At 69.0% G+C, this 23,939-nt stretch carries 23 protein-coding genes; 9 read left to right on the top strand and 14 right to left on the bottom strand.

From position 1 onward, the window contains the following. The first annotated feature begins 10 nt into the window (after positions 1-10). Positions 11-3,115, top strand: a complete 3,105-nt coding sequence (locus KIK09_RS11200) for an AfsR/SARP family transcriptional regulator (protein WP_214318699.1) — start codon at positions 11-13, stop codon at positions 3,113-3,115. A gap of 16 nt (positions 3,116-3,131) precedes the next feature. Here the strand turns inward: KIK09_RS11200 and KIK09_RS11195 are convergent, their stop codons facing one another. The 8 genes from KIK09_RS11195 to KIK09_RS11160 all read right to left on the bottom strand — a co-directional run bounded on the left by KIK09_RS11195 (position 3,132) and on the right by KIK09_RS11160 (position 9,459). Continuing rightward, the gene (locus KIK09_RS11195; protein WP_214318698.1) at positions 3,132-3,518 is read right to left on the bottom strand and encodes a PPOX class F420-dependent oxidoreductase; all 387 of its coding nucleotides are present in this window, start codon (positions 3,516-3,518) and stop codon (positions 3,132-3,134) included. A gap of 200 nt (positions 3,519-3,718) precedes the next feature. Then, complete coding sequence (locus KIK09_RS11190; protein WP_214318696.1) at positions 3,719-4,063, bottom strand: hypothetical protein; 345 nt, start codon at positions 4,061-4,063, stop codon at positions 3,719-3,721. Continuing rightward, positions 4,060-4,539: a hypothetical protein gene (locus KIK09_RS11185; protein ID WP_214318695.1), complete on the bottom strand. Its 480-nt coding sequence runs from the start codon at positions 4,537-4,539 to the stop codon at positions 4,060-4,062. Before KIK09_RS11185 ends, KIK09_RS11190 begins: the two co-directional genes overlap by 4 nt. 684 nt (positions 4,540-5,223) lie before the next feature. Beyond that, the gene (locus KIK09_RS11180; RefSeq protein ID WP_214318693.1) at positions 5,224-5,691 is read right to left on the bottom strand and encodes a GNAT family N-acetyltransferase; all 468 of its coding nucleotides are present in this window, start codon (positions 5,689-5,691) and stop codon (positions 5,224-5,226) included. Between the two features lie 154 nt (positions 5,692-5,845). Further along, positions 5,846-6,676, bottom strand: coding sequence for an oxidoreductase (locus tag KIK09_RS11175; protein ID WP_214318691.1), 831 nt, complete (start codon positions 6,674-6,676; stop codon positions 5,846-5,848). 57 nt (positions 6,677-6,733) lie between these two features. Further along, positions 6,734-8,164 (bottom strand): dihydrolipoyl dehydrogenase family protein, encoded by a 1,431-nt coding sequence (locus KIK09_RS11170; protein WP_214318688.1) that lies wholly within the window; start codon positions 8,162-8,164, stop codon positions 6,734-6,736. 2 nt (positions 8,165-8,166) lie between these two features. Next, positions 8,167-8,607: a VOC family protein gene (locus tag KIK09_RS11165; protein ID WP_250572891.1), complete on the bottom strand. Its 441-nt coding sequence runs from the start codon at positions 8,605-8,607 to the stop codon at positions 8,167-8,169. A gap of 33 nt (positions 8,608-8,640) precedes the next feature. Then, positions 8,641-9,459: an alpha/beta fold hydrolase gene (locus tag KIK09_RS11160; protein WP_214318686.1), complete on the bottom strand. Its 819-nt coding sequence runs from the start codon at positions 9,457-9,459 to the stop codon at positions 8,641-8,643. Between the two features lie 241 nt (positions 9,460-9,700). On the opposite strand from KIK09_RS11160, the gene KIK09_RS11155 reads away from it, so the two are divergent. Further along, positions 9,701-11,320 (top strand): tannase/feruloyl esterase family alpha/beta hydrolase, encoded by a 1,620-nt coding sequence (locus tag KIK09_RS11155; protein ID WP_214318685.1) that lies wholly within the window; start codon positions 9,701-9,703, stop codon positions 11,318-11,320. 20 nt (positions 11,321-11,340) lie between these two features. Then, a complete protein-coding gene (locus KIK09_RS11150) occupies positions 11,341-11,889 on the top strand; it encodes a hypothetical protein (protein WP_214318680.1) in 549 nt (182 codons plus the stop codon). 74 nt (positions 11,890-11,963) lie between these two features. On the opposite strand, the gene KIK09_RS11145 is transcribed toward KIK09_RS11150, so the two are convergent. Next, positions 11,964-13,007: an alpha/beta fold hydrolase gene (locus tag KIK09_RS11145; protein WP_214318679.1), complete on the bottom strand. Its 1,044-nt coding sequence runs from the start codon at positions 13,005-13,007 to the stop codon at positions 11,964-11,966. Between the two features lie 217 nt (positions 13,008-13,224). Here KIK09_RS11145 and KIK09_RS11140 point away from each other — a divergent pair, with 217 nt between their 5' ends. Continuing rightward, a complete protein-coding gene (locus KIK09_RS11140; RefSeq protein ID WP_214318678.1) occupies positions 13,225-13,947 on the top strand; it encodes an alpha/beta hydrolase in 723 nt (240 codons plus the stop codon). A 4-nt stretch (positions 13,948-13,951) separates the two neighbouring features. Here KIK09_RS11140 and KIK09_RS11135 read toward each other — a convergent pair whose 3' ends face one another. Next, entirely contained in the window at positions 13,952-16,630 is a 2,679-nt protein-coding gene (locus KIK09_RS11135; RefSeq protein WP_275956116.1) for a helix-turn-helix transcriptional regulator, read from the bottom strand. A gap of 130 nt (positions 16,631-16,760) precedes the next feature. Here KIK09_RS11135 and KIK09_RS11130 point away from each other — a divergent pair, with 130 nt between their 5' ends. Further along, positions 16,761-17,312, top strand: coding sequence for a TetR/AcrR family transcriptional regulator (locus KIK09_RS11130; protein ID WP_214318676.1), 552 nt, complete (start codon positions 16,761-16,763; stop codon positions 17,310-17,312). Between the two features lie 207 nt (positions 17,313-17,519). Here KIK09_RS11130 and KIK09_RS11125 read toward each other — a convergent pair whose 3' ends face one another. Beyond that, complete coding sequence (locus tag KIK09_RS11125; RefSeq protein ID WP_214318675.1) at positions 17,520-18,620, bottom strand: aldo/keto reductase; 1,101 nt, start codon at positions 18,618-18,620, stop codon at positions 17,520-17,522. Positions 18,621-18,818: 198 nt separating this feature from the next. Here KIK09_RS11125 and KIK09_RS11120 point away from each other — a divergent pair, with 198 nt between their 5' ends. Then, positions 18,819-19,244 carry an organic hydroperoxide resistance protein gene (locus KIK09_RS11120; RefSeq protein ID WP_214318674.1) on the top strand — a complete coding sequence of 142 codons (426 nt, stop codon included), beginning with the start codon at positions 18,819-18,821 and terminating at the stop codon, positions 19,242-19,244. A gap of 164 nt (positions 19,245-19,408) precedes the next feature. Here the strand turns inward: KIK09_RS11120 and KIK09_RS11115 are convergent, their stop codons facing one another. Both KIK09_RS11115 and KIK09_RS11110 read right to left on the bottom strand, forming a co-directional pair. Beyond that, a complete protein-coding gene (locus KIK09_RS11115; RefSeq protein WP_214318673.1) occupies positions 19,409-20,005 on the bottom strand; it encodes a TetR/AcrR family transcriptional regulator in 597 nt (198 codons plus the stop codon). Between the two features lie 159 nt (positions 20,006-20,164). After that, complete coding sequence (locus KIK09_RS11110) at positions 20,165-21,352, bottom strand: hypothetical protein (RefSeq protein WP_214318672.1); 1,188 nt, start codon at positions 21,350-21,352, stop codon at positions 20,165-20,167. Between the two features lie 127 nt (positions 21,353-21,479). Between KIK09_RS11110 and KIK09_RS11105 the strand changes: the two genes are divergently transcribed. Further along, on the top strand, positions 21,480-21,833 hold the full coding sequence (locus KIK09_RS11105) for a hypothetical protein (protein ID WP_214318665.1): 354 nt from the start codon (positions 21,480-21,482) through the stop codon (positions 21,831-21,833). Between the two features lie 287 nt (positions 21,834-22,120). Here the strand turns inward: KIK09_RS11105 and KIK09_RS11100 are convergent, their stop codons facing one another. Further along, complete coding sequence (locus tag KIK09_RS11100) at positions 22,121-22,474, bottom strand: hypothetical protein (protein WP_214318663.1); 354 nt, start codon at positions 22,472-22,474, stop codon at positions 22,121-22,123. A 183-nt stretch (positions 22,475-22,657) separates the two neighbouring features. On the opposite strand from KIK09_RS11100, the gene KIK09_RS11095 reads away from it, so the two are divergent. Both KIK09_RS11095 and KIK09_RS11090 read left to right on the top strand, forming a co-directional pair. Beyond that, positions 22,658-23,128 carry a GNAT family N-acetyltransferase gene (locus KIK09_RS11095; RefSeq protein WP_214318661.1) on the top strand — a complete coding sequence of 157 codons (471 nt, stop codon included), beginning with the start codon at positions 22,658-22,660 and terminating at the stop codon, positions 23,126-23,128. Between the two features lie 115 nt (positions 23,129-23,243). Then, the gene (locus KIK09_RS11090; RefSeq protein ID WP_214318659.1) at positions 23,244-23,936 is read left to right on the top strand and encodes a DUF4097 family beta strand repeat-containing protein; all 693 of its coding nucleotides are present in this window, start codon (positions 23,244-23,246) and stop codon (positions 23,934-23,936) included. The last annotated feature ends 3 nt before the right edge of the window (positions 23,937-23,939 follow it).

The raw sequence follows: 23,939 nt of genomic DNA, 5'->3' as shown, positions 1-23,939 counted from the left end.
GGGTTCGGGCGTGCTGATTCAACTCCTCGGGCCGGTCATGGTTCACGGCGACGACGGAGAGGTCGTCGACCTCGGCGGAGCGCGGCTGCGGATGCTGCTGGCCAGGCTCGCCCTGGACCCCGGGCGCGTGGTCACGACCGACGCGCTGATCGACGACCTGTGGGGCGACGAACCGCCGGCGGACGCCGCCAACGCCCTGCAGGCGACGGTCTCCCGGCTCCGCCGGGCTCTGCGCGGGCAGGTGGCCGTGGAGTCGGTAACCGGTGGTTACCGGCTGCCGGTGACCGCCCAGGACGTTGACCTGCACAGGTTCGAGGAGCTGAGCGCGCGGGGCAGGGCGGAACTGGTGGCCGGCAGGCCGCAGGAGGCCGCCGCGGTGCTCGCCGAGGCACTGGCCCTGTGGAAGGGCGAGGCGCTGGGCGACCTGCCGAACCTCGCCCACTTCGCCGGGCCGCCCGCCGTACGGCTGAACGACCTGCGGCTGGCCGCGGAGGAGGACCGTTTCGAGGCCGAGCTGCGGCTGGGCAGGCACGCCGCGGCGCTTCCCGGCCTGGAGGCCGCGCTGGCGCGGCACCCGCTGCGCGAGCGGCTCGCCGGGCTGCGGATGCGGGCCCTGTACGCCGCGGGCAGGCAGTCCGACGCGCTGGAGGCCTACGAGGAGATCCGCGGCAGGCTCGCGGAGGAACTCGGCATCGACCCCTCCGACGAGCTCCAGCAGATCTACCTGGCCGTCCTGCGCGGCGAGCTGGACCGCTCCCCTGAACGCTCCGCGGCTCCGCCGGGGCGGCTGCCCTCGCGGCTGACCAGCTTCGTCGGCCGCGAGGAGGAACTGGGCCTGCTCACCGAGCTCATGGGCAGGTCCCGGCTGGTGACCATCGTCGGGCCCGGCGGGGCCGGCAAGACCAGGCTGGCCGTGGAGGTCGTGGAACGGCACGCGGCCCACGGCCGGGGACGGGCGTGGTTCGTGGCGCTGGCGGGGGTGAGCACTCCCGAGCGGCTCGTCGACGAGGTCCTCGGCGTGCTCAGCCCCCGGGAGTTCCGTCCGTCGGAGCCTGCCCACGGATCCGCGGTCGACCAGGTGGCCGACCTGCTCGGCATCGAGCAGGCCGTCCTGGTGCTCGACAACTGCGAGCACCTGGTGGAGGCCGCCGCGACGCTCAGCGACCAGCTCCTCGACCGGCTGCCGCGGCTGAGCATCCTGGCCACCTCCAGGGAGTCGCTCGGGATCCCCGGCGAGGCGCTGTGCCCGCTGGGCCCGCTGGCCGACTCCGCCGCCGTCCGCCTGTTCGTCGACAGGGCCACGGCTGTACGGCCCGGCCTCACGCTGGACGATTCCACGGCGGGCCCGATCGTCGACATCTGCCGCAGGCTCGACGGGCTGCCCCTCGCCCTGGAACTGGCGGCGGCCCGGCTGCGCTCGATGAGCGCCGACCAGATCGCCAAGCGGCTCGATGACCGGTTCAGGCTGCTGAGCTCGGGCAACAGGGCCGCCATGCCGCGTCAGCGCACCCTGCTCGCGGTCATCGAGTGGAGCTGGGACCTGCTGTCGGAGCAGGAGCGCGTGCTCGCCCGCCGCATCTCGATCTTCCCGTCCGGCGCTCGCGAGTCCGCCGTCGAGGCGGTGTGCTCCGACGACCTGCTGCCGGAGGAAGACGTCGTCTACGTGCTCGGCGCGCTGGTCGACAAGTCCATCGTGGTCCAGGACGGCGAGCGGTACCGGATGCTGGAGACCGTACGCGCTTATGCGGCCACCAGCCTGCTGCGGGCCGACGAGCGCGCGCGGATCTCCGCGCGGTTCTGCCAGTACTACGCCCGGCTCGGCGCGGAGCACGAGCCGCTGCTGCGCACGCACCGGCAGGTGGACTCCTTCGTCGTGCTCGACGACGAACACGACAACATGGTGTTCGCGCTGCGCTCGGCCATCGACGGCGGGGACGCGGAGTCGGCCTGGCGCCTGCTCGGCCCGCTGTACGCGCACTGGAACGTCCGGTTCGACGCCAGGTTCGCGACGCTGGTGGCCGAGGTGTTGCGGTTCGGCGACGCGCTGCCCGACGACGTGCTTGCCGCGTTCACCGCGGTGAACCTGCTGGTGCAGCACGGGGCGGTGACTCCGGAGGCGATCGAGGACTGCGTCCGTACCGGGGCCATGGAGCGCTACCCGCTGATGATCCTGATGGTGCTGCCCATGGCGTACTTCCTCGGGCTCGACGACCTGGCCGACCGCGAGCTGCGGCGGATCCGCGAAGGCCAGGACGCCTGGGCGCGGGGCAGCGCGTACTGGGTGGAGGCGTTCATCCTTGCCGACCGCGGCGACTGGGCGGGCAGCGCCGGCCCGCGCGCCGAGGCGCTGCGCCTGTTCGAGCAGACCGGTGAACGCTACGCCCGGATGGCGACGCTGACCGGGATGGCGCGCAGCCGTTCCGTCGAAGGCGCGCACGAGGCGGCGATCACCGCGCTTCAGACCGCGCTCGGGCTGGTGATGCCGCTCGACCTGCGGGAGGAGGAACTGTTCTGCCGTACGGCACTGGCCGCGGAACGTGCCCGCATGGGTGACCTGGACGGGGCCATGCGGGAGCTCGACGAGGCCAGAGCACGTACCGGGGACCGCGGCCGCCTGCACTCGGAGGTCGAGCTGCTGCTGTGCCTGGCGAACCTGCATCGCCGTACCGGCGAGCTGGAACTGGCCGAGCAGGCACTCGACCGGCTCGAGGCGATCGAGAGCGAGCTGTCGACCCCGACCGGCCGGGCCGCGCCGGTCAGGATGGCCAACCTCCTGGCATCCGGCGCGACTTCCCCGGCCCGGGCCCTGCTGCCCGACGCGGTCCGCGCGTCCTTCGCCATCCACGGCCTGAATGCCACCCGCGACATCGCCACCGCCGCCCAGCTCCTGGCCTGGCTGCTGTGGCTGGAAGACGACCCGGACGGCGCAGCCACCGCCCTGGGCATGACCCAGACCATCCGCGGCACCTTCGACCACGGCGACCCGGAACTACGCCACCTCGTCACCGCCGTCCGCTCAAAACTCGGCCCGGCTGCCTACGACCAGGCCTACAACCGCGGCGCCCAACTCCCCAGAGCCGAGGCACTGCAACGACTTACTACGTTCGCTTCATGACGGGTGTCACGCGCTTTCACACTTTGCGGCTGGCCCTGGGCCCGCCCAACCCCCAAGAAATGATCTGGCTGGGCGTGATCGTGATGATCTGCCGAGACAAGCCCGGCACCGGCGGCTCGTGATCCGTCAAAGCCACCCCTGAACCCCGGATCTCGATCCCACGCGGCACCCACGGGTCCACCGAGGCAAGGTCGTCCACGACGAGCGACACGGTGCTGCCCTCCTGGACGTTCCTGAACTTCTTGGAGGCTCCCAGCGCGCCCCCGCCGATCGTGATCGTGCCGTCGGCGTCCACAAAGAAATTCACGGGATTGTTCTGCACCTGACCAGCCGGAGAAACGGTGGCCAGACGACCGAGGCGCTGGCTGGTCAGATAGTCAAGTTCAGCCTGGGTGAAGAGCATGCGGGCCAGCATGCAACCTCAACACCAACCCGGTCAAACGCACCAAGCCCCACCAACTTGGTGCTTTGCATCCGAAACCGCCCGCCATCCGGCCAGTGAACGTTCATATAGGGAGAGGCGAGGCGGCTTCCCCACATCCGCACGCACGACCTTCGTAACACCCCCGCGTGGCCGGACGTCCACCTGCACGCCTCGGCGAGTCAGGTCGTGAGATGGTGACGGGCGCGACGCCAAACGCTCTCGAATTCGGAGGAGGTGAGGGGCTGAGGATCGTATCCCTCCCACTCCTGGATCGGAATCCCGGCAGTCAGACCGTAGGTCGCCTCGTACTGGTGGAGGCGCCCTATGCGTTGTGCCTCCTGCCATTCGGCCATAGAGGCCGCCGCGATGGGAGTGTCATCTGGCCCGCGAAGCTCGATCTGCCGCATCACCCAACCGTCAGCATCGATTTCGAAGTAGAACCAGATGTCCTCTTCACCCCAGTAGGCGCGAAACCAGGACGTCACCGCCTCATCATGCCGCCACACCTTCGGGCCGATGATCACGCGCGTGACCTCAGACGTTGCCACCATGAGGGCTTCATCGTGCGCACTGTGGTCCCATGGGGCACCTCGCCAGTAACGACGTACTTGAAGAACGCTTCGAGCTCGTGCTCGTTGCCCTGGTGTACGCGCTTGGCGACCTTGTTGTGTGGAAAGCCGATGATCCCCTCAGGGTTGCTGATCGCGGCGGCGTTCTCGGCCTCGTGGTAGACCCAGACAAAGGAGCTGTTACGGACGATCATCTCGCCGAGATACGCCCCTGCGCTCATGATCACGCTGTGGGTGATATCTGGTGGCGGGTTCTGTGCCGCGAACTCGCTGAGGTAGTTGTCGAGGTGATAGATGTACGCGGGATCCCAGTCAAAGGCATAGCCATCCTCGCGGGTCGCCTCAACGAAGGTCTCCGCGAGGTGCCGCATGAACTCGGCCGTCTCAGCGTCGGTCGGCACCGGGCCCTGCTGCCTGTTCTTGCCTAACATCCATCCTCCGATTGATCCCCGTGCTCGGGCAGCTTCCCACGTTGGGCTTTCGTGGAGAAAGCACGCGTCGTGCAATGCCTGATCATCCCGGGGCCGGAGTGCCTTGGCACCTCGGGGCTTGGATGTGATGTTCTTGGCGTGCGATCATCCTGGTCATGTCATCGATCAGAAAGAGCCATGCCGCGTAGGCGCCCTTCCGAGGTCCGTACGCGAGGGTCGTCGTGTGGGACCCACAGAGCTGTGATCCATCATGTTCCCGGGCTTGGCCGTCGTCCCATGAGCGCGGTGATTGCGCTTGAGCACACCCGTATGTGGCCAGGTGCGGTGGCTGCTGCCCTGGTGGCTTGGCAGGAGGCGGTCCTGGTCGGGACCGCTGATCGTTTCGTCCAGAGATGCGCATGCGATGAGTGCACAAGGGATGAGCCCCGCCGGCGACTTCAACAGGCTCTTGTTGGCCTACCTCCGTGGGCCAGGCTGCATCTGAATGCCCTGATCCTGTCCGTCGATCAGTATTACCTCCGTCGAACCTCGTCGGCACCGTCTACGTCCCCCGACTCCGATTGGGCATGGTGGCAGCGACGTCGCCAGCGTGAGGTTCGGAGCGTGCGGTGATGTCGACCCCGCGGTCACCGCTGCGGCCGATCACCCGAAGAGGAAACCGGCGGCTCTGTTCACGGAGCCCATTCAGACTGGGACTTCGAAGATGAGCTCAAGGCCGTCCACCTCGTCCCACTGCTCTCCGACCTCCACGAAGCCGAATCCGGAAATCGTGGCCAGGGAAGCGGTGTTCTCGGGGCTGATCGTCACCCGCGCGGTCTTGACTGCGGATTCGGCGGCGGCGCGACGCATCAACTCGGTCAACATCGTCCTGGCGTACCCCTGACGACGGTAGCCGGGGGCCACCGAATAGCCGATCTCCACCATGCCCGTCTCATCGGGCGGCCCGTGGAACCCGGCATACCCCACGACGACGCCTTCGGGCTCGGCCACGACGGCTCGGGTGAGCCACCCCGCGCTACCCGGGTCCGAGGCCAGCTGATTGACCCGATACCGCCAAACCCACTTCGCCTGATCAGTGAGGAAGTAGTCCGTGAGCTCGACTCCTGCTTCGGCACTGGCCCGGGCAAGGTCGTCGTCCAGCAAGGCGGTCATGGCCGTGCTCGTGAGATCAACGAATCTCACCGACCGGCGGGCGGGTTCATCTGTCACAGCGCGGATGATTGCGGAGCGCCCTGGAGCGTGTCCAGCGGTTTTCGGAGTGGTCGATGCCCACCGGCTCAATGCACTCACTCGAGCTGAGCCCCCACTAGCGGTAGTCGGCGGAGCGGCTTATGGCGGCCCATTTTTCGGTTTCGGCGGCGCGGATTTCGGCAGCTTTTTGGGCGGAGGTGACGGCGTCGCTGCCGAGGAGGAGTCGTCGGGGTGGGTCGTCGTCGCGGACGACGTCGATGATGATTTTGGCGGCGCGGGCGGGGTCGCCGGGCTGGGTGCCGTCGGTGTCGCGTCGGTAGCGGTGGATGGCGCCCACCGTCTGCTCGTAGTCGGGGCCGACGGGGTGGATCTCCATGGAGGAGCCTTGCCAGTCGGTGCGGAACGCGCCCGGCTCGATGATGATGACCTTGATGCCGAAGGGTGCGACTTCGTTGGCGAGGACTTCGGAGAAGCCTTCGACGGCGAACTTCGCGGTCTGGTAGGCGCCCATTCCGGGCGTGCCGCCGACGCGTCCCCCGATGGAGGAGAACTGGACGAAGACTCCTGATCGCTGGGTGCGCAGGACGGGCAAGGCTGCCCGGGTGACGTTCACGACGCCGAAGAGGTTGGTCTCGATCTGGGCGCGGAAGTCGTCCTCGGCCATCTCTTCGATCGGCGCGCTGTTGCCGTAGCCGGCGTTGTTGACGACCACGTCGAGGCTGCCGAAGGCGTCGGTGGCCTCCTTGACCGCCCGGGACGCCGCGGCTGCGTCGGTGACGTCGAGTGCGACCGCTCGTATCCGGTCGCCGTGGCGGGCCACCAGGTCGTCGAGTTGTTTGGGGCTGCGTGCGGTGGCGATGACCTGGTCGCCTGCTTCGAGGACGGCTTCGGTGAGGTGGCGTCCGATACCGCGTGATGCTCCGGTGATGAGCCATGTCTTGGCCATGGAGGTTTCCCTTCTAACTGTCTCATCAATGTAGCACTTGCAGACTAAAGATTCGCATTACTGTGACACGAATCGCTGGTCCCGGTACGTCTCGAGCAGTCGCAGCCACACCTCGCTGATGGTGGGGAAGGCCGGTACGGCATGCCACAGGCGTTCGACGGGGGTTTCACCGACGATCGCCACAGTGGCGGAATGGAGGAGCTCGGCGACGCCCGGTCCGGCGAAGGTGACGCCGACGACGGTGCGGCGATCGGGGTCGATGAGGGCGCGGGCTCTGCCGCGGTAGTCCGGGTCGTGCTGGAGGGCGCCGGCGACGTGGCCGAGGTCGTAGTCGACGACGTCGACGCGGCGGCCGGTGCGCCGGGCCTCGATGGTGGTGAGGCCGACACTGGCGACCTCGGGGTCGGTGAAGACGACCTGAGGTACGGGTGCGGTGTCGGCGTGTGGGCCCCAGCGTCCGGTGTCGAGCGGGATACCGCATGCTCGGGCGGCGATGACGGCACCGGCGATGCGGGCCTGGTACTTGCCCTGGTGGGTGAGCAGGGCCCGACGGTTGACGTCCCCCACGGCGTACAGCCAGTCGCCGGTGACGGTGAGGGTGTCGTCGGTGGTGAGCCAGTCGCCGGGGGGCAGGCCGACGGTCTCGAGGCCGATGTCGCCGGTGCGGGGTGCGCGGCCGATGGCGAAGAGGATCTCGTCCGCGGTGAGCCGGCTGCCATCGGAAAGGGTGATGCGGACCTCGCCGCCCCTACGGGCAGCGGTGCCGACGGTCACGCCGAACCGCAGGTCGGTGCCCGCTTCGCGCAGGCGTTCGGCGACGAGCTCGCTGGCGAAGGGTTCCAGCTGCGGCAGCAGGCGGGCGCCGCGGGCGAGGAGGATGACCTCGGTGCCGAGGGACTGCCAGGCGGTGGCCATCTCGGTGGCCACGACGCCCGCGCCGACGATGACGAGTCGTCCGGGCGGCCGCAGGGCGCTGGTGGCTTCGCGGCTGGTCCAGGGCCGTAGGGCGGCGAGCCCGGGCAGGTCGGGGAGGGCGGCGCCGCTGCCGGTGCACACGGCCACGGCGTGCCTGGCCCGCAGGTGGACGGTGCCGTCGTCGGGGGTGGTCACGGCCACGCGTCGCGGCCCGTCGAGCCGGCCGTGGCCGCGTTGGAGGTCGATGCCGGCCGTCTTGAGCCATTCGACCTGGCCGTCGTCGTTCCAGTGGGCGGCCATGCGGTCGCGATGCGCCAGTACGGCGGCGGTGTCCAGCGGTCCGGCGGCGGCCGGGCCCAGGCCGGGCACCCGGCGGGCGTCGGCACGCAGGAGTGCGGGTCGCAGCAGGGCTTTGCTCGGTTCGCACGCCCAGTAGGAGCATTCGCCGCCGACGAGTTCGCTTTCCACGATGACGGTGGTCAGGCCGGCGGCGGTGGTCCGGTCGGCGACGTTCTCGCCGACCGGACCTGCCCCGATCACGACCACGTCATAGCTACGGGTGTCTTCGGTCATGGTCAGCGGCCGGGCAGCCGTTCGGTGATCTCCTGCAGGAACCAGCGGTTGCCGTCGGGGTCGGCGAACGAGGCGAAGGAGCCGTAGCTGGCACGCTGCGGGTGCGGGCCCATGACGCGGCCGGTCTCGCCGGCCTGGTGGAAGGCGCCGGTGGCGTCGTGGAACGGGACGGTGACGTCGACGCCGCGGCCGGCCAACTCCTTACAGGCCTGCTCGATGTCGGACACGATCAGGTGCAGTCCCTGGACCGTACCGGGTACGGCGTCGGTGAGGCCGTCGCCGAAGATGATCGAGCAGGCGGAGCCGGGGGGAGTGACCTGAATGATCCGGTAACCGTCGTTGATGGGGAAGTCCGCGTCGAGGCGGAAGCCGAGCTGCCGGGTGTAGAAGTCCTTGGCGCGGTCGGCGTCGGATACGGGCAGGACGACGACTTCGAGCTTCATGTCCATGGTCGTGATCTCTCTTTCGAAGCGGGGCTATCGGGTGGCGCGTGCGGCCTTTTCGATGACGTCGGCCACGGTCTTGGGCTGGGAGACGGCCACGGAGTGGGAGGCGCGTACCTCGACGGTGTGCGCGTGGGCGCGCTTGGCCATGAAGCGCTGGACCGCGGCGGGGATGTTGAGGTCCTGGGTCGTGATGATGTCCCAGGTGGGCTTGTCCTTCCAGGCGGCGGCCTCCGTCTTCTCCTCCAGGGCGGACTGGGCGATGGGCCGCTGGGTGGCGGCCATGAGGGCCGCGGTGCCGGCCGGTACGTCGGCGGCGAACTGGTGGTGGAACTTGCCGGGCTTGATGTACAGGTCGGTTCCGCTGGTGCCGTCGGGGAGGGTGAAGGGGGTCGGGTCGAGGGCGCCGGGGAGGGTGGAGCCGGGGTACTTGTTCGTCAGCTCCAGGGCGGTCTCGCCGGGGGCGGGCAGGAAGGCGGCGACGTACACGAGCGCCTTGACCTGCGGGTCGTTCGCGCCGGCGACGCTGATGACCGAGCCGCCGTAGGAGTGCCCGACGAGGATCTTGGGTCCTGCGACGTGGTCGAGGACGCTGCGGAGCGCGGCCGCGTCGTTGGCCGGTCCACGCAGCGGGTTGGCCGCGGCGACGACGGGGTAACCGTCCGCGCGCAGCTCTTCGATCACCGCGTTCCAGCTGGAGGCGTCGGCGAAGGCGCCGTGCTCCAGCACGATGGTCGGCTTGGCGGGCTTGTCCGCCGCGAAGGCGGGTGCGGCGGCGGCGGTGGTCAGGAGACCGATCGCGAGGGCCCCCACCATGAGCCCCCGGCTGCGTACACCCTTGTTGCTGACCACGACATTCCCCTTTCAGAAGGCTTCTGGTGCAAGCACTGTCGTCCGGGAAGGACCGCGGTCACATCCGTCACTTGACGGTCAGTCATCGCGGGGGCGGCCGGGCACGGGTGCGCGCGCCCCAGCGCGTCGAGCCGTTCAACCGGGCAGATCAGGCCGCTGACCTGCGGCTGGAGCGGCTCGCCGATGCTGACCGTCAACTGACTGATGTGCCGGGTGTCGGCCGCGAACGACAGTGAACGTCATGAAACGCCTTCTGATCATCTTGGCTGCAGGAGCGCCGCTGGCGTGCCTGCCGGCCGTGGCTTCGGCCGGCACCGCGAGCTCCGCCGCTGTCCCGTTCACGTGCTCGTCCATCTCCGTGAACGCCCCCACCGGCACCGCGGTGGAGTCCGTGACGGCGGTCAGCCGGGAGGCGGGCACCCTGACCATCCCTCCGGTGCCGCCGCTGACCGACGTGGTCGAGATCCCGGACGTGCCCGCCTACTGCGATGTCACGGTCACGCTCACCCACCCGGGCGTCGGCGACCACGCCAAGGTGCGGGTCTGGCTGCCCGAGACGGGCTGGACCGGCCGTTTCCAGGCGGTGGGTGGTAGCGCCTACGCCGCCGGCGACTACGGCGCGGGCCTGGCCGGCGCGATCAAGAGCGGCTACGCCGCCGCGACCACGGACGCCGGCGTCAGCACGTACATAGACACCCGCTGGGCCCTCAACAGTGCCGGCGAGGTCAACACGGCGCTGCTGAAGAACTTCGCCGACCGGTCCCAGCACGAGATGGCGGTCGTCGCCAAGCAGGTCGTCAACGAGGTGTACGGCAAGCCCGTCTCCTACTCGTACTGGAACGGCTGCTCGACCGGCGGCCGCCAGGGCTACATGGAGGCCCAGCGCCACCCCGACGACTTCGACGGCATCCTCGCCACCGCTCCGGGGATCAACTGGGACGAGTTCGAGGTCGCGACCCTGTGGCCGCAGGTGGTGATGAACGAGGAGAACACCTTCCCCTCCCCGTGTAAGTTCAACGCCTTCAACGAGGCCGCCGTCAAGGCCTGCGACCCGCTCGACGGCGCTCCCGACGGGCTGATCGGCGACCCCGCCACATGCACGTTCGACCCGCGTCGGCTCATCGGCAAGAGCGTCGAGTGCGACGGCGAGCAGGAGACCATCACCGCGGCCGACGCCGCCGTCGTCCGCAAGATCTGGGACGGCCCCCGCACCCCGTCCGGCAAGAAGCTGTGGTCAGGCATCCCGATCGGCGCCGGCTTCGACCTCGCCGGCACCCGCGTCGGCGCGGACGGGAAGCGCGTGGGCGCGCCGTTCCCCGTACCGGCCATCTGGGTGTCGACGTTCCTGAAGCGGCAGCCGTCCTACGACCTGTCGACGATCACCTACGCCGAGTTCGCCAAGCTGTTCGCGCAGTCCCAGGCCGAGTACGACACGATCATCGGGACCGACGACCCCGACCTGTCGGCGTTCCGCAGGTCCGGCGGCAAGCTCCTCACCTGGCACGGACAGGCCGACGAGCTGATTCCCGCCCAGGGCACCGTGGACTACCGCCGCCGGGTGGAGTCGGCCATGGGCGGCGCGCGCCGGGTCGACGACTTCTACCGGCTGTTCCTGGCGCCGGGCGTCGCCCACTGCGCCGGCCCCACGAGCACCGGCCCCAAGCCGACCGACGCCCTCGGCGCCCTGACGGCCTGGGTCGAGCAGGGCAAGGCCCCGCAGACGCTGAGCGCCGCCACCACGGACTCCTCCGGCAAGACGGTGTCGCGCGAGCTGTGCCTGTACCCGTCCGTCTCCCGCTACACCGGCCACGGCGACCCGGCCGACGCCGGCAGCTACTACTGCGCCCCCACCTGGCGCTGACTTCTGGAAAGGCCACCATCATGAAAGCGTCACCCCTGCTGAAGCTGTACCTGGGCCGTGGAGTCCTGGCCGTGGCCTGGGCCGCCGTGTTCGCCGTGGCACATGACCCCATCGACGCCCTCGCGATCGCCCTGCTGGTCGTCTATCCGCTGATCGACGCGGTGTCGTCGCTGATCGACCTGCGTGCGCTCCCTGACGGGTCGGAGCGTCGCCTGACGCAGTTCAACGCGGTGCTCAGCACCCTGGCCGCCGTCGGCGTCGGCCTGGCGGGGATGGGCGGGGTGGCGCCGGTGCTGCACGTGTTCGGCGCCTGGGCCGTCGTCTCCGGCGCGGCGCAGGTAGTGGTCGGGCTCCGGCGGCGCGGTCCGGAGCTGGGCAAGCAGTGGCCGATCCTGATCGCGGGCGGCCTGTCGTTCCTCGTGGGCATCTTCTACAACATCCAGGCCTTCGGGGACGATGCCTCGCTCGACGTGCTGTCGGTCTACGCCACCGGCGGCGGCGTGTTCTTCATCATCCAGGCCGGGCTGCTGGCCTGGCGTGCCCGCCGGCCGCGGACGCAGACCGTCTGACGGCAATCGGCCACGAACGCACAAGACAGCCTGCCGGATCACATCCGGCAGGCTGTCTTGGTATCGCGGGTTCGTCAGAAGCGGTCCACGTCGACGACGGCCTGGGCGAAGGCCGTGGGCGCCTCCTGCGGCAGGTTGTGGCCGATGCCCTCCAGGGTGCGGTGCTCGTAGGCGCCGGTGAACATGCTGCGGTACGACGAGCCGTCGCCCGGCGGTGCCGTGAAGGGGTCGCGCTCGGCGTCGAGGGTGATGGTCGGTACCGTGATGGCCGGCCGTACGGCGAGCCGCTTCTCCAGACCGTCGTAACGGCGCTCCCCGTCGGCCAGGCTCAGCCGCCACCGGTAGTTGTGGATCACGATGGCGGAGTAGTCGGGGTTCTCGAAGGCCGCGGCCGTGCGCTCGAAGGTGGCGTCGTCGAAGTCCCACGTCGGGGAGACGGTGTCCCAGACCAGCCGGGTCAGGTCGTGGCGCTTGTCCTTGTTCTCCATGGCCTTCCGGCCCCGATCGGTGGCGAAGTAGTACTGGTACCACCAGGAGTATTCGGCCTTCGGCGGCAGCGGCTCGAGGTTGGCCTCGCGGTTGGTGATGAGGTAGCCGCTCACCGACACCAGCGCCTTGCACCGCTGCGGCCACAGGGCCGCGATGATGTCGGCGGTCCTCGACCCCCAGTCGAAGCCGGCGAGAACCGCCTTTTCGATCTTGAGGGCGTCCATCAGGGCGATGATGTCGAGCGCGATCGCCGACTGCTGGGCGTTGCGGAACGTCTGCGAGGACAGGAACCGCGTCGTGCCGTGACCGCGCAGATAGGGAACGATCACCCGGTAGCCCTGCGCCGCCAGCAGCGGTACGACGTCCACAAAGCTGTGGATGTCGTACGGCCAGCCGTGCAGGCAGATGACCACGGGCCCGTGAGCCGGTCCCGCCTCGGCGTAACCGATGTCCAGCAGCCCGGCCTTGACCTGCTTCAGCGAGGCGAAGGACGTGTGCGTGCCGGGCGTGACCGCAGGCAACGTCGGGGTTGCCCCGCGTGTGGTGGCGGCGGCAGGGAGCGCCCGCAAGCCCGCCACCGAGGCGACGGTCAAACCGACGGCCTTGCCGAAGGTGCGCCTGTTGATCATGTGGAGTCCTCTGTGTCGTGTCACAAGAAATGCGGCATTTCTTACTGTTTCGGGCAGAGGAATCCGACACATCAGTCAGATGACGGCCAGACCCAGCAAACCGCGCCGGACCAGCGGCGCGAGGCGGACAGGAACATTGAGTCATTCGACTGTTCCCGCCCAGGCGCATCCGGACGATCCTTGATCAGACCTGGCTCTGAGCCTTTCCGGAGGATCCGTGAACCCCACTCCCGTCGTCTTCATCCATGGCGCGTGGCTGCACGCGTCGTCGTGGGAGTCATGGAACGAGCGCTTCTCCAGTTTCGGGTTCGCCGCCCGCGCGCCGGGCTGGCCGGGAGAACCCGCAACGGTAGGCGAGGCCCGCAGGCATCCCGAGACGCTCCACGAGCTGGGGCTCGACGCGCTCACGGATCACTACGCGCGCATCGTCCGTTCCTTCGACACCCCGCCCGTGATCGTCGGCCATTCGGTGGGCGGGCTCATCGCGCAGCACCTCCTCGGCACGAACGCGGGCAGTGCCGCGGTCGCCATCGCCCCCGCTCCGGCGCCCGGAGAGCGGTGGCCGGTGTCGATGGACGCCGGGACGTTCCGGCGGCTGTTCGCCAACGCGGTCACCGAGCAGGAGTCGGCCGAGCTGTTCGAGCGCCACGTCGTCCCCGGGTCGCCCCGGCTGCTGGCCGAGCTGGGAGGCGGCGGCGCCGTACAGGGCGTGGACCACGGCAACACCGGCCGCGGCCCGCTGCTGCTGATCTCGGGACAGGAGGACCGGCTGGTGCCCGACCACGTCACCCGGGCCGTGTACAAGCTGTACGGCGACTCGACGGCCGTCAGCAGCCTCAAGCAGTTCCCTGACCGGGCCCATTCGCTGGTCGTCGACAGCGGCTGGCGGGCGGTCGCCGACTACGTGCTGGTCTGGCTCGCCGAGAGAGGGATCCGGTAGGGGGTCACACGTCGCCGGACTTGCCCAGCGCGTCGCGCAGCGCGGCGCGCGTGGTGATGCCCAGTTTCGGGAAGACGCGGTAGAGATGGGAGCTGACGGTGCGCGGCGACAGGTGCATCCGTTCGCCGATCTCCTTGTTCGTCAGCCCGCTCGCGGCCAGCTCGGCGATGCGGCGTTCCTGCCAGGTCAGCGCGGTCAGGTACGACAGCGAGGCGCGGGCGGGCGCCCCTGAGGCGCGCAGCTCGGCCTGGGCACGTTCGGCCCAGCCTTCGGCGCCGAGCCGTTCGAAGGACTCGGCGGCGCGGAGCAGGACGGGCCGTGCGGCCTTGGGCCCCTGGGTGTGCCTGAGCCGGACGCCGTGGGCCAGGCGGATGCGCGCCAGCTCGAACGGGAAGCCCGGGTGGGCCTCGGCCCGGGCGTACATGTCCTCGGCCTCCTTCTCCTCGGCGGCCGTCATCGCCAGGGCACCGTACGTGATGAGGGCCAGCCGAGGGGAGACGCCGGGCAGGCCGGCGTCGTAGGCGGCCCGGGCATGGCGGCGGGCCTGCTCCAGGCGCCCGGTGTGCACGGCGGCCTCGACCAGGTCGAGCAGCGTGCGGGAGGCCTGGTGGGCGTAGCGCTCGAACGATCCCGGCGGCGTGATGCCGATGGCGTACAGGTAGGCGGCTTCGTAGTCGCCCTCGCTCAGGGCCGCTGCCGTGCCGATGGCGTCGGCGATCTGGGTCAGGAATCCCACGCCGCGCGGGCGGGCCCAGGCGTCCAGGACGGCCTGCGACTCCCGGGCTCGTTCGACCTGGCCGCGCATGGCGGCCAGGAGCCCGAGGTAGGCGTGGGTGTGGTGGGTGAACAGCGCGTTCCCGCGGGACGTGGTCAGCTCCAGCGCGCGTTCTCCCGTCTTCTCTGCGTCGTCCCACTCGCCGGCGGCCAGCTGGTCGAGCATGATCAGGTGCAGCATGGTCATGCCGCTGGCCACGGCGCCGGTCTCCACCTCACGGTCGACGGCCCGCTGCAGGTAGGGACGGTACTGGCTGAGCGTGTCGACGTGGTAGGCGGCGACGGCCAGGCGCGAGACGTCCCACGGTTCCAGCTCCGAGACGTCGGCGAAGGCGCGCTCGACGCGCTCGTGCACGCCCGCGCCGTGACGGACGACGTCGCTCCACGCGTCGCGGTAGATCGCCGAGCGGGTGTCGACCCGGTCTCCCAGAGAGTCAATGAGCTGCTCGGTGCGGTCCCACAGCGCGGCGTCGCCGGCGTACTGGCTGATGGCCAGCAGCACGTTCACCAGCCGGGAGAGTGTCTCGCCGTCTTCCGGCAGGTTCTCGATCGCCGCCGCGACGTGGCGATGCGCGGAGCGTACGTCGCCGTCCTCGTACAGGGCCACGTACGCCGAGGTGACGACCGTGGCGGGGGACTCGCTCGCGCCCGGCAGGTCCGAGCGGACGAGTTTCTGCGCCTGGTCCAGGAGCGCGGCATGTCCGGCGATGAAGGCGGCGTCGCCGAACCGCCTGGAGCGGTCGGCAGGGGTCTCGCTCAGCTCCGCCGCGCGGGTGAGCCAGGCCACGGCCGCGACCGCGCCGCCGCGCCGGGTCGCCGAGTCGGCCGCGGCCTCCAGCGCGGCCGCCACCTCCTCGTCGGGGTCCACGATCGAGGCCGCCAGGTGGCGGGCGCGCCGCTCGACGTCGTGGCGATGCACCCCGGCGAGCTCGGCGTGTGCCGCGCGACGCTGGTTGGGGGTCGCCAGCTGGACGACGGTGGTGCGGATCAGCGGGTGCCGGAAGACGAGGTCGCCGGTAGCGGGGTCGGTGTCCAGGAGGCCCGCCGCGATCGCTTCGTCGGCCTCGCGCATGCGATAACGGGCGCGGTTTCCGCCCAGTCCCGCCCCAACGCCGTCGAGGGCGCCGCGCAGCAGTTCCTCGCGTACGGGGCCGGGCAGGCGTTCGATGCGGATGCCGTAGACGTGCTGCAGACGGCGCGACAGCGGGATGTTGCCGAATCCCTCGGCCGGGCCGTCGTTCAGGTAGGCAGGCAGCTCCAAAAGCGCCAGGGGGTTGCCCATGGCGTGATCCAGGACGATGTGCCGGATCCGCAGGTCGAGCTGTGGATGGCGCAGGTCCAGCAGTTGCCCGGCGGCCTCCTCCGACAGGGCCGCCACCGGGAGCTCGGGAAGCGCGGCCGTGTCGAACCGCGAGCCGACGTCGGACCGTACGGCGATGAGCATCTTCACGGAGCTGCCGACGAGGCGGCGCCCCACGAACCCGCACACCTCGGCGCTGGAGGCGTCCATCCACTGACCGTCGTCGAGCAACAGCAGCAGCGGTTTCTCCGACGCCGCCAAGGACAACAGGTCGAGGACGGCGATACCGACGGACATGACCGACGGCGCCTTGCCCTCGCGCAGCCCGAAGACGACGTCGAAGACGGCACGGTGGCCTTCGTCGAGCCCGGCCGCGTGGGGCAGCAGCGAGTACAGCAGCTGGTGCAGGCCGGCGAAGGGCAGCTCCGCCTCCGCCTCGACCCCGGCGGCGCGGATCACCCGGTGGTTCTCCTGGGCCGCGAGGCCGGCCACGTGGTCGAGCAGGGCGCTCTTGCCGACCCCGGTCTCGCCTCTGAGGATGAGGGCCTGCCCCCCGGCGGCCGTCATGAACGCGGACAGTTCCCTTTGGACGCCATCCCGGCCCACCATTGCCACGCTTCCCCCCACTCCTTCAGGTCGCGCTAACTGCCTCACAAGAGTAGCGCTTAGAAATATAACTTTCCCATTGATGTGGCATGAAGCTGCTTCATGTGACACGTGACGGGGGTATCTTGGGCGAGTGAGAGCAGACGCGACACGCAACCTGGAACGCGTACTGAGCACGGGCGCCCGCATGCTCGCCGACGACCCCTCGGCGACCATCGCCGCCATCGCCGCCGCGGCGGGAGTGGACCGCCGCACGGTCTACCGCCGCTTCGCCTCCCGCGAAGACCTCATGGCCGCCGTCTACACAGCACGCTACGACGCGGTCGAGGAGGCCATCGAGGGCGCCAGGCTACGCGAGGCCCCGGTCGCGGTCGCACTGCATCGCTACGTCGAAGGCATCATCGCCGTCAACCGCACCTGGCCCGTGGAGACGAGCCGCATGCTCCGCGAGGCGACTCTCCGCGAGCGACGCGGCCGCCTGATCGACGAGGTCGACGCCTTCTTGCGGCGCGCCACCGACGAGGGCCTGCTGCGCTCCGACCTGCCGCCCGGCTGGGTGGCCACGGTCCTGTCCCCGCTGATGGAACACGCCGCCGAGGACCTGTCCGAGCTGAGCGCCGCGCAGGCCGCCGACGTCGTGGTCGACACGCTGCTGCGCGGCGCCGGCACCCTGCAGGCGCGCTGACTGCGCGGTGGTGGGTTCATGGGTCTCCTTTGCGTACGGCGCGGCCGGGCAGACTTGGCCTCAGGCAAGTCGGCCCCGATCCGACCCTAGGCACCGCCTGCATGCAATCGGTTGACGCTGCGTATACGCGCCATGGCATGGCTGCTCAGGAGGCTCTTTCTCCGGCAGCCCTGTGTGTGCCCGGCCTCGGCGTATACGCCTGGTCCGTCAATCGTTGCTTTCGGGTGTCCAGTTCTGTACGGCGGGGGCGTACCCGGTCGGCTTGTCCCCGACCTTGACGCCCGGACTGACCAGCCAGCTCTGATAGCCCGGCGTGAACATCTGGTACACCGACGGGGGCGGCACGGAACTCGCCTCGTCGAGCTCGGCGCGCAGCTCGGCAGGCAGCTCGAAGTCGAGAGCCGCCAGGTTGGCGTCGAGCTGGTCCGCGCTGCTCGCCCCCACGATCGCCGAGGCGACCCCGGGCTGGGTGGCGACCCAGTTGAGCGCGACCTGGGCCATCGTCACGCCGAGCTTGTCGGCCACGCTCTCGACGGTCGCAAGCAGCCGCCAGTCCCGCTCCGTCCACGAGCGCCCGTGGGAGCCCGCGCCGCTGAGCCGGCCGTCTCCGGCCAAGCCCTGGTCGGCGCTCCGGTACTTGCCGGTGAGGAAGCCGCCGCCGAGCGGGCTCCAGGCGGTGATGCCGAGTCCCAGGCTCTGCCCCATGGCGACGTGCTCCAGCTCGATCGTCCGGTCGATGAGGGAGTAGGGCAGTTGCAGGCTGACCACCGGGGCGAGCGAGTGGGCCTCGGCAAGGGTCTGGGCCCGCGCGCCGTACCAGCTGGGCACGTCGGACAGGCCCGCGTAGCGGATCTTTCCTGCCCTGGTGAGGTCGTCGAAGGTCCGCATGACCTCCTCGACAGGAGTGATCCGGTCCCAGGTGTGCAGCAGGAACAGGTCGATGTGGTCGGTGCGCAGGCGGCGCAGTGACGCCTCGACCGCTCTGATCATGTGCTTGCGGCCGTTGCCACCAGCGTTCGGATCCCCGGGGGCGACGCTGTTGGTGAACTTGGTGGTGAGCACCACCTTGTCGCGCACCTTGGCTTCCGCGATGAGGTTGCCGAGGATGGTCTCGCTCTCGCCGGCGGTGTAGAAATCCGCGGTGTCGATGAGGTTCCCGCCCGCTTCGAGATAGCGGCGGAAGATCGGGCGGGCCTCCTCCTCGGTCTTGCCGTACGCGGCGTGGAAGCCGCCGGTGCCGAAATTCATCGTGCCCAGTGCCAGCCGGCTGACGCGCAGTCCGGAACGTCCGAGCAGGTAGTAGTGCATGAGGGTGCCACTCCGTTCGCAATCGGATTGGGACGAACGCTCGTCAGCTTGCGCAGCCAAAAATGGACTGTCAAGTCCAAACTTGAGCCGATCGTCACCTGCTTGACAGGTGACGAATGTTGCTGCAAGCATCGTCACCAGTTAGACGGGTGACGCTTGATGGATGTGCCCGTTCGGAATCCTTGGGAAGGAACTGCCATGGCTGCCAGCTACACCGCGGTCGTCACCGTGACAGGAGAGGGTCGCAACGGGGGCCGCGTCATGGCCGACGACGGTCTCCTCGACACCACCCTCGCCATCCCCAAGGAGCTGGGCGGAGCCGGGGACGCCACGAACCCCGAGCAGTTGCTCGCCGCCGGCTGGGGCGCCTGCTTCCTCGGCGCGGTGAGAAGGGCGGCGGCGCAGCGCAAGGTGCGGCTCACGAGCACGAGCATCGCGGCCGAGGTGACCCTGAACCACGGCGACGACGGCCAGTTCGGCCTCGCCGCCGTGCTCAACCTCGAGCTGGGCGGCGTGGACCAGCAGACCGCCGAGGAACTCGGCGCAGCCGCTCACCAGCTTTGCCCCTACTCCAAGGCCACTCGCGGCAACATCCCCGTCACCATCCGGGCGACCGCCGTCTGACACGCCGCCGTTCCTCGGCGGGCTTCACAACGGAAGGGAGGATCCTGATGCCCAGATCGAATCACCTGAGGGTTCTGTCGGTGGCCGTGCTTCTGATGGCCGTCGCCCTCGCCTGCTTCGCCCAGGTGTGGTGAGCACAAACAGGCCGTACGGCGAGCCGGACCTTAAGGCCTGCCGGCGCGCAGGTAGGCGATGCCCAAGTCCAGGGCGGCTTCCAGATGTTCGGTCTCGCCGGTGGACATTTGGATCAGTACACCGCCCTGGATGCCGGCGAGCAGGGCGGCCGCCGCGCGGTCGGGGTCCAGACCCGGGTCGATCTCGCCGGCATCCTGCATGTGCCGCACACCGGTGGCGATCTCAGCCTGCCAGCGATGCATCAGCTCGGTGACCACGGCCTGGGCGCCGGGCGTTTGGATGCCCAGCTGTGACGTGACGGAGTTGAGCGGGCACAGACGCCCCTGCCGCCGGTACCGGTCGACGACCGTGTCGCGCCACGCTTGCCAGGCAGGCCAGGAGGTGAGCTCGCCGAGCTGGGGCCGCTGATCCTCCAGCACCCGATCGGCCTCCATGCGGGCCACGGCCAGCAGCAACTCCTCCCGGCCGTCCGGGAAGTAGTGGAAGAGCTGGCTCTTACTCGTCGCCGTCCTGGCCAGCACATCGTCGAGCGTCATGTTGGCCACGCCGTACTCGCGGATGTACGCCGCCGCACCCTCAAGAATGCGCTGCCGCGTCGCGGCCCCCTTACGGGTCAGCGACCGCATGACCACCCTCCAGACTGGACTTGCCAGTCCATACTAGTTGGGGCGCTCATCGGCGCCCAAGGTCACGCCAGCATGTCCGCCAGCGCAGGGGCTGTTCGTTTGGCTGCCGCTGTGGATCTATCGCGTGAAAAGGCGGGGCCCAGGTGCGCGTAGGGGGCCTTAGCGGAGGTGCTGTTCGGGCTGGGGAGGCCGCTCGGCGAGCTCCAGTGCGGCCTGCTGGTAGGCGAGGGCTTCCAGCTCCTGGAGGATGGTGGCCGGCCGAGTGGTCAGGATGGGATGGAGGCGCAAGTTCTCCACGTCAAGCTGACTCAGCTCACGCCGAATCACCAGCGGGCCGTTCTTGACGACGAGCAGCGTTCCCGAGTGGATGACCGCTTGGTCGACCCCCTCCAGTGCCTTCATGACCGCGGCGAACGCCTCCGCCTGCATCTTGTCCACCTCGGCCTGGCGGGTGTCCAACCCGTAGAGGCTCGCGGTCCGAGCGACGAGCTTCGCCCCTTTGTGGATGTCCTCCTCGGTAGGGTTCTTCGCCCTAGCCACGAGTGCCTTCCACCAGGAGCCGGTGACCGGACGCCCCTCGTAGATGATCTCCTTGCCCTTGGCTTCAAGCCATGCCCGTACCGCGCGCTCCACCTCGATGCTCGCCCCGGCCAGGCGGTCAGCATCGTGGTCGTTGAGGTAGATGGTGACCGGTGAGCTGTCTGCCTTGGTGTTCAGAAGGTGGGCGCGATCAACCTCCTCAATGTCGATCTCGTGCCTGGCGCGTTCAGATATGACGTACCTAGGAAGGTCCCTCGTGGATGATCTGGTCTCGTAGCGCACTTGAGATTGCGCTCTGCGATGCGCCTGCTGCTCATTGATGGACTCGGCGATGCTGTGCGCCATGATCCAGGCTCGCCTCGCGCGAGGCGAAAAGGCGAGATCGTTCAGGAGCTCCCGAAACTCCTCGGTGCCGGGTATGCCGGGGGGCGACCACGTCAGGTAGCCGTTCAAGGCACTGTTGAACGCATTCAGGAACAGGATGTTCGTCGTGTTAAGACCTAGGTCGACCCCGCGTTTGCGTTCACTCCTGTACCTTGCGGAGATCTGCCGCGCCACCTCCCATCCCTCATAGGAGAAGTCGTCGTCCGAAACGGACATTCCGAGGGCGTTCAGCAGGTTGGGCAGCTCGCCCTTGACCGGGATGATGCTCCCATCGAGGAAGCCTTCGAGCCGATCTTGGGATACCCCTGCGAGTCGTGCGATCTTGTTCAGAGGGACTGGGCTGCTCTCGAAGATGCTTCGGAGTTCCGCGCCGAGCAGGAGGTCAGGGCGGGCGTTATCGACGTCGCTGGCGGTGCCTGTCACGGCATCTCCTGTCCTGGGGGACCTTGCGCGGGAGTTCGATTGTTTCGCTACCTGCAAGGTGACGTCCAAGGTTTCGCGTCCAACAGGGCCGTGGAACGTTGTTCGGGCTGATCGCGAAATACCTGGTATGGGAACGGAGACGTTCTATGCGACGGCTGCACAGGTTCTGCCGACCTTGATGATCGCATTGACTGTGGAGGTTGGGTTCCTCCTGCAACTGCGTGCGAAGCTCATGGAGAATCAGCGGGCTAAGGGAGGAGAGCAGCGGAAGTTGCCCGGTCCGACCAGGGGTGAGCTAGCCCGTGGATCATTTCGGTTCGGCACGGTGTTCTGCTTCGGGGAAGTGCTAGCACTTCTTTCGCTCGGCTTTCGTTGGTTCAACGTCTGGACCTTTATCGGGGTCGGAATGAGCATGGTAATTCTGATCGCCGCGGTTGCTGTCCTGCCCTACCTTCGCTTCCTTGACGAAATAAGCCACTGACCTGGCGAGCCTTCGCTGTTCTGGGCATGTTGCCCACACGGCTGACTCCGTTAGCGGTTCCGCTTACGTTGCACCAGGTCGGCTCGTGGCTCTGGGGCTACCTGGCCCGACATGCGTTCCGGCCACGCTGGTGAAATGTCGTATCCGGCGCTTTCGGTAGGGTTGCGACGCTCCGGTACGGCGAGCGTTCGCCTGTGCAGGACGCCGGGCTGTCCCTGATGCCTGTTGACCGGCTCTCCGACGAGGTTGCCGCCGAGCTCCTGGGCTCGATCGCGCCCGACCTCGCCTCAGCGGTGCGGGCGCGGTTGCTGGAGGAGTCCGCCGGGAACCCGCTGGCGCTGACCGAGCTGCCTGCGGCCCTGGGACACCATGGCGGCCCCGGCCCGGTGCCGTCGCTGAGCGATCGTCTTGGCGGTCTGGGTCCGGTGCTGCCGTTGAGCGAGCGTCTTGAGCGGGCGTTCATCGACGAGCGGCGAACAGACCTGGCGCCATCCCCGCCAGACAGCGGCATAGCCGGGGGCGCGGATGCGCGAGTTCCTCCAGTGCCTGGCCGAGCGGGAAAGCGCCGCCCAGGCAGAAGCCGACCGGCTGCGCGTGCGGGTGGGCCGGGCCGAGGATCCCAGCGCGGTGGTCCTGGACACCGAGACCGTGCAACCTCCGTCAACGCCCCCGCCGCTACTGGTCCGCGATGGGCCGCGGACTGCCCGTCACACGGTCCTCGACGCGGTCGTCTCGAAATTCAGATGCTCGCTACGGACCGGTGCTCTACTGTCCGGGAAATGAATCTTCGCGGTGAGCAACCGGGCGACCGAGAATCCGTGCGGATGGTGCATCTGCAGGCGTTCGGTGACCACGGAGCCGTCGTGGGCGAACTCGTGGATACCCTGCGGGGCACGATCACACCTGACACGGGCATCTCGCTGGTGGCCGAGAACGCCGGACGGGTCATCGGCCACATCATGTTCACCCCCGGCCTGCTCGACGCGCCACGGCGGCTGGTCCAGGTGCAGGTTCTCAGCCCGCTGGCCGTGGCACCCGAATACCAGCGGCAAGGCGTCGGATCGGCCCTGGTCCGGCGCGGCCTGGAGCTGCTCGCCGGCGTCGCGGCAGGAAGCAGCGAAAGCCCGGTCATTTCTGTGCGACGAGGTGGGGCCAAATCGCGCTGGTGCCACGTCTTGCACAGAGATCGACAAGTGGGAGCCCGTCTCGATCGTTGTCCCACTGGGGAGCCCGTCCCCACTGACCGCGGCCGAGCCGGCTTCTCGCTGCTCCGCTACCGCATCCTCCTAGCTTGACTCTCCGTCACCACCGAAAGAGAGACACCGCACAGTCTCGCCAAGGCGGGCCTCAGGGGTGGTTCAGGGACCTCCCTGAGGCTGATTCGCGCGGGCCACGGAAGACTTGGCTGCCATGGATGCGAAGAGAACGATCGTGATCGCGAGTCTGCTGGGGCTCGGGGCCATGTTGACGGGGTGTGGACTCGGCGGGACCAACAACCAGGACAAGGCGTCCTACGATGTCGCCGACAAGGTGGCTGGGCTCCAGGTCGAGGCCGACTCGGGCACCGTCGAGGTGGTCGGGTCCGACCGGCAGGGCATCCACGTGACCGAGAGTCTCAGCTGGCGCGGGGAGCGGCCTGCCGCCAGCCACGACGTGCAAGGCGACACGCTGACCCTGAAGTTCACGTGCCCGCACGGCCTGGCCATCTTGAACTGCGAGGTGAGCTACAAGGTGGAGGTGCCCAGGGGGCTGCGCGTCAAGGCCACCACCGACTCGGGGAAGGTGACGCTGAAGACGCTGTCGGGGGACGTCGAGGCGAAAACCGACTCCGGGGAGATCGACGCGAGCGGGTTGACCGGCAAGCAGGCCGTCGCGGCGACCGACTCGGGCGACATCACGCTCGTCTTCACCGGCGCGCCCGACAAGGTGGAAACGTCGACGGATTCGGGCGCGAGCGTCGTGCACGTCCCCCAGGGCCCGTACAACATCGTCACCAGGACGGACTCGGGCGGCAAGAAGGTCACCGCGACCCATGATCCCTCGGCGCAGCGTTCGATCAGCCTGACCAGTGACTCGGGCGACCTGAAGGTCGTGACCCCCTGAGCC

Source organism: Nonomuraea sediminis, from assembly GCF_018531495.1.
GTDB lineage: Bacteria > Actinomycetota > Actinomycetes > Streptosporangiales > Streptosporangiaceae > Nonomuraea > Nonomuraea sediminis.
The sequence above is the reverse complement of the archived record's forward strand: the minus strand, read 5'-3'. Positions and strand labels throughout refer to the sequence as shown.

Coding starts and splice junctions, on each gene's coding strand:
- KIK09_RS11195 (WP_214318698.1), bottom strand. CDS start 3,518: ATGCTCTTCACCCAGGCTGAACTTGACTATCTGACCAGCCAGCGCCTC.
- KIK09_RS11185 (WP_214318695.1), bottom strand. CDS start 4,539: ATGTTAGGCAAGAACAGGCAGCAGGGCCCGGTGCCGACCGACGCTGAG.
- KIK09_RS11180 (WP_214318693.1), bottom strand. CDS start 5,691: ATGACCGCCTTGCTGGACGACGACCTTGCCCGGGCCAGTGCCGAAGCA.
- KIK09_RS11175 (WP_214318691.1), bottom strand. CDS start 6,676: ATGGCCAAGACATGGCTCATCACCGGAGCATCACGCGGTATCGGACGC.
- KIK09_RS11170 (WP_214318688.1), bottom strand. CDS start 8,164: ATGACCGAAGACACCCGTAGCTATGACGTGGTCGTGATCGGGGCAGGT.
- KIK09_RS11165 (WP_250572891.1), bottom strand. CDS start 8,607: ATGAAGCTCGAAGTCGTCGTCCTGCCCGTATCCGACGCCGACCGCGCC.
- KIK09_RS11155 (WP_214318685.1), top strand. CDS start 9,701: ATGAAACGCCTTCTGATCATCTTGGCTGCAGGAGCGCCGCTGGCGTGC.
- KIK09_RS11150 (WP_214318680.1), top strand. CDS start 11,341: ATGAAAGCGTCACCCCTGCTGAAGCTGTACCTGGGCCGTGGAGTCCTG.
- KIK09_RS11145 (WP_214318679.1), bottom strand. CDS start 13,007: ATGATCAACAGGCGCACCTTCGGCAAGGCCGTCGGTTTGACCGTCGCC.
- KIK09_RS11135 (WP_275956116.1), bottom strand. CDS start 16,630: ATGGTGGGCCGGGATGGCGTCCAAAGGGAACTGTCCGCGTTCATGACG.
- KIK09_RS11125 (WP_214318675.1), bottom strand. CDS start 18,620: ATGCACTACTACCTGCTCGGACGTTCCGGACTGCGCGTCAGCCGGCTG.
- KIK09_RS11120 (WP_214318674.1), top strand. CDS start 18,819: ATGGCTGCCAGCTACACCGCGGTCGTCACCGTGACAGGAGAGGGTCGC.
- KIK09_RS11115 (WP_214318673.1), bottom strand. CDS start 20,005: ATGCGGTCGCTGACCCGTAAGGGGGCCGCGACGCGGCAGCGCATTCTT.
- KIK09_RS11105 (WP_214318665.1), top strand. CDS start 21,480: ATGGGAACGGAGACGTTCTATGCGACGGCTGCACAGGTTCTGCCGACC.
- KIK09_RS11095 (WP_214318661.1), top strand. CDS start 22,658: ATGGTGCATCTGCAGGCGTTCGGTGACCACGGAGCCGTCGTGGGCGAA.
- KIK09_RS11090 (WP_214318659.1), top strand. CDS start 23,244: ATGGATGCGAAGAGAACGATCGTGATCGCGAGTCTGCTGGGGCTCGGG.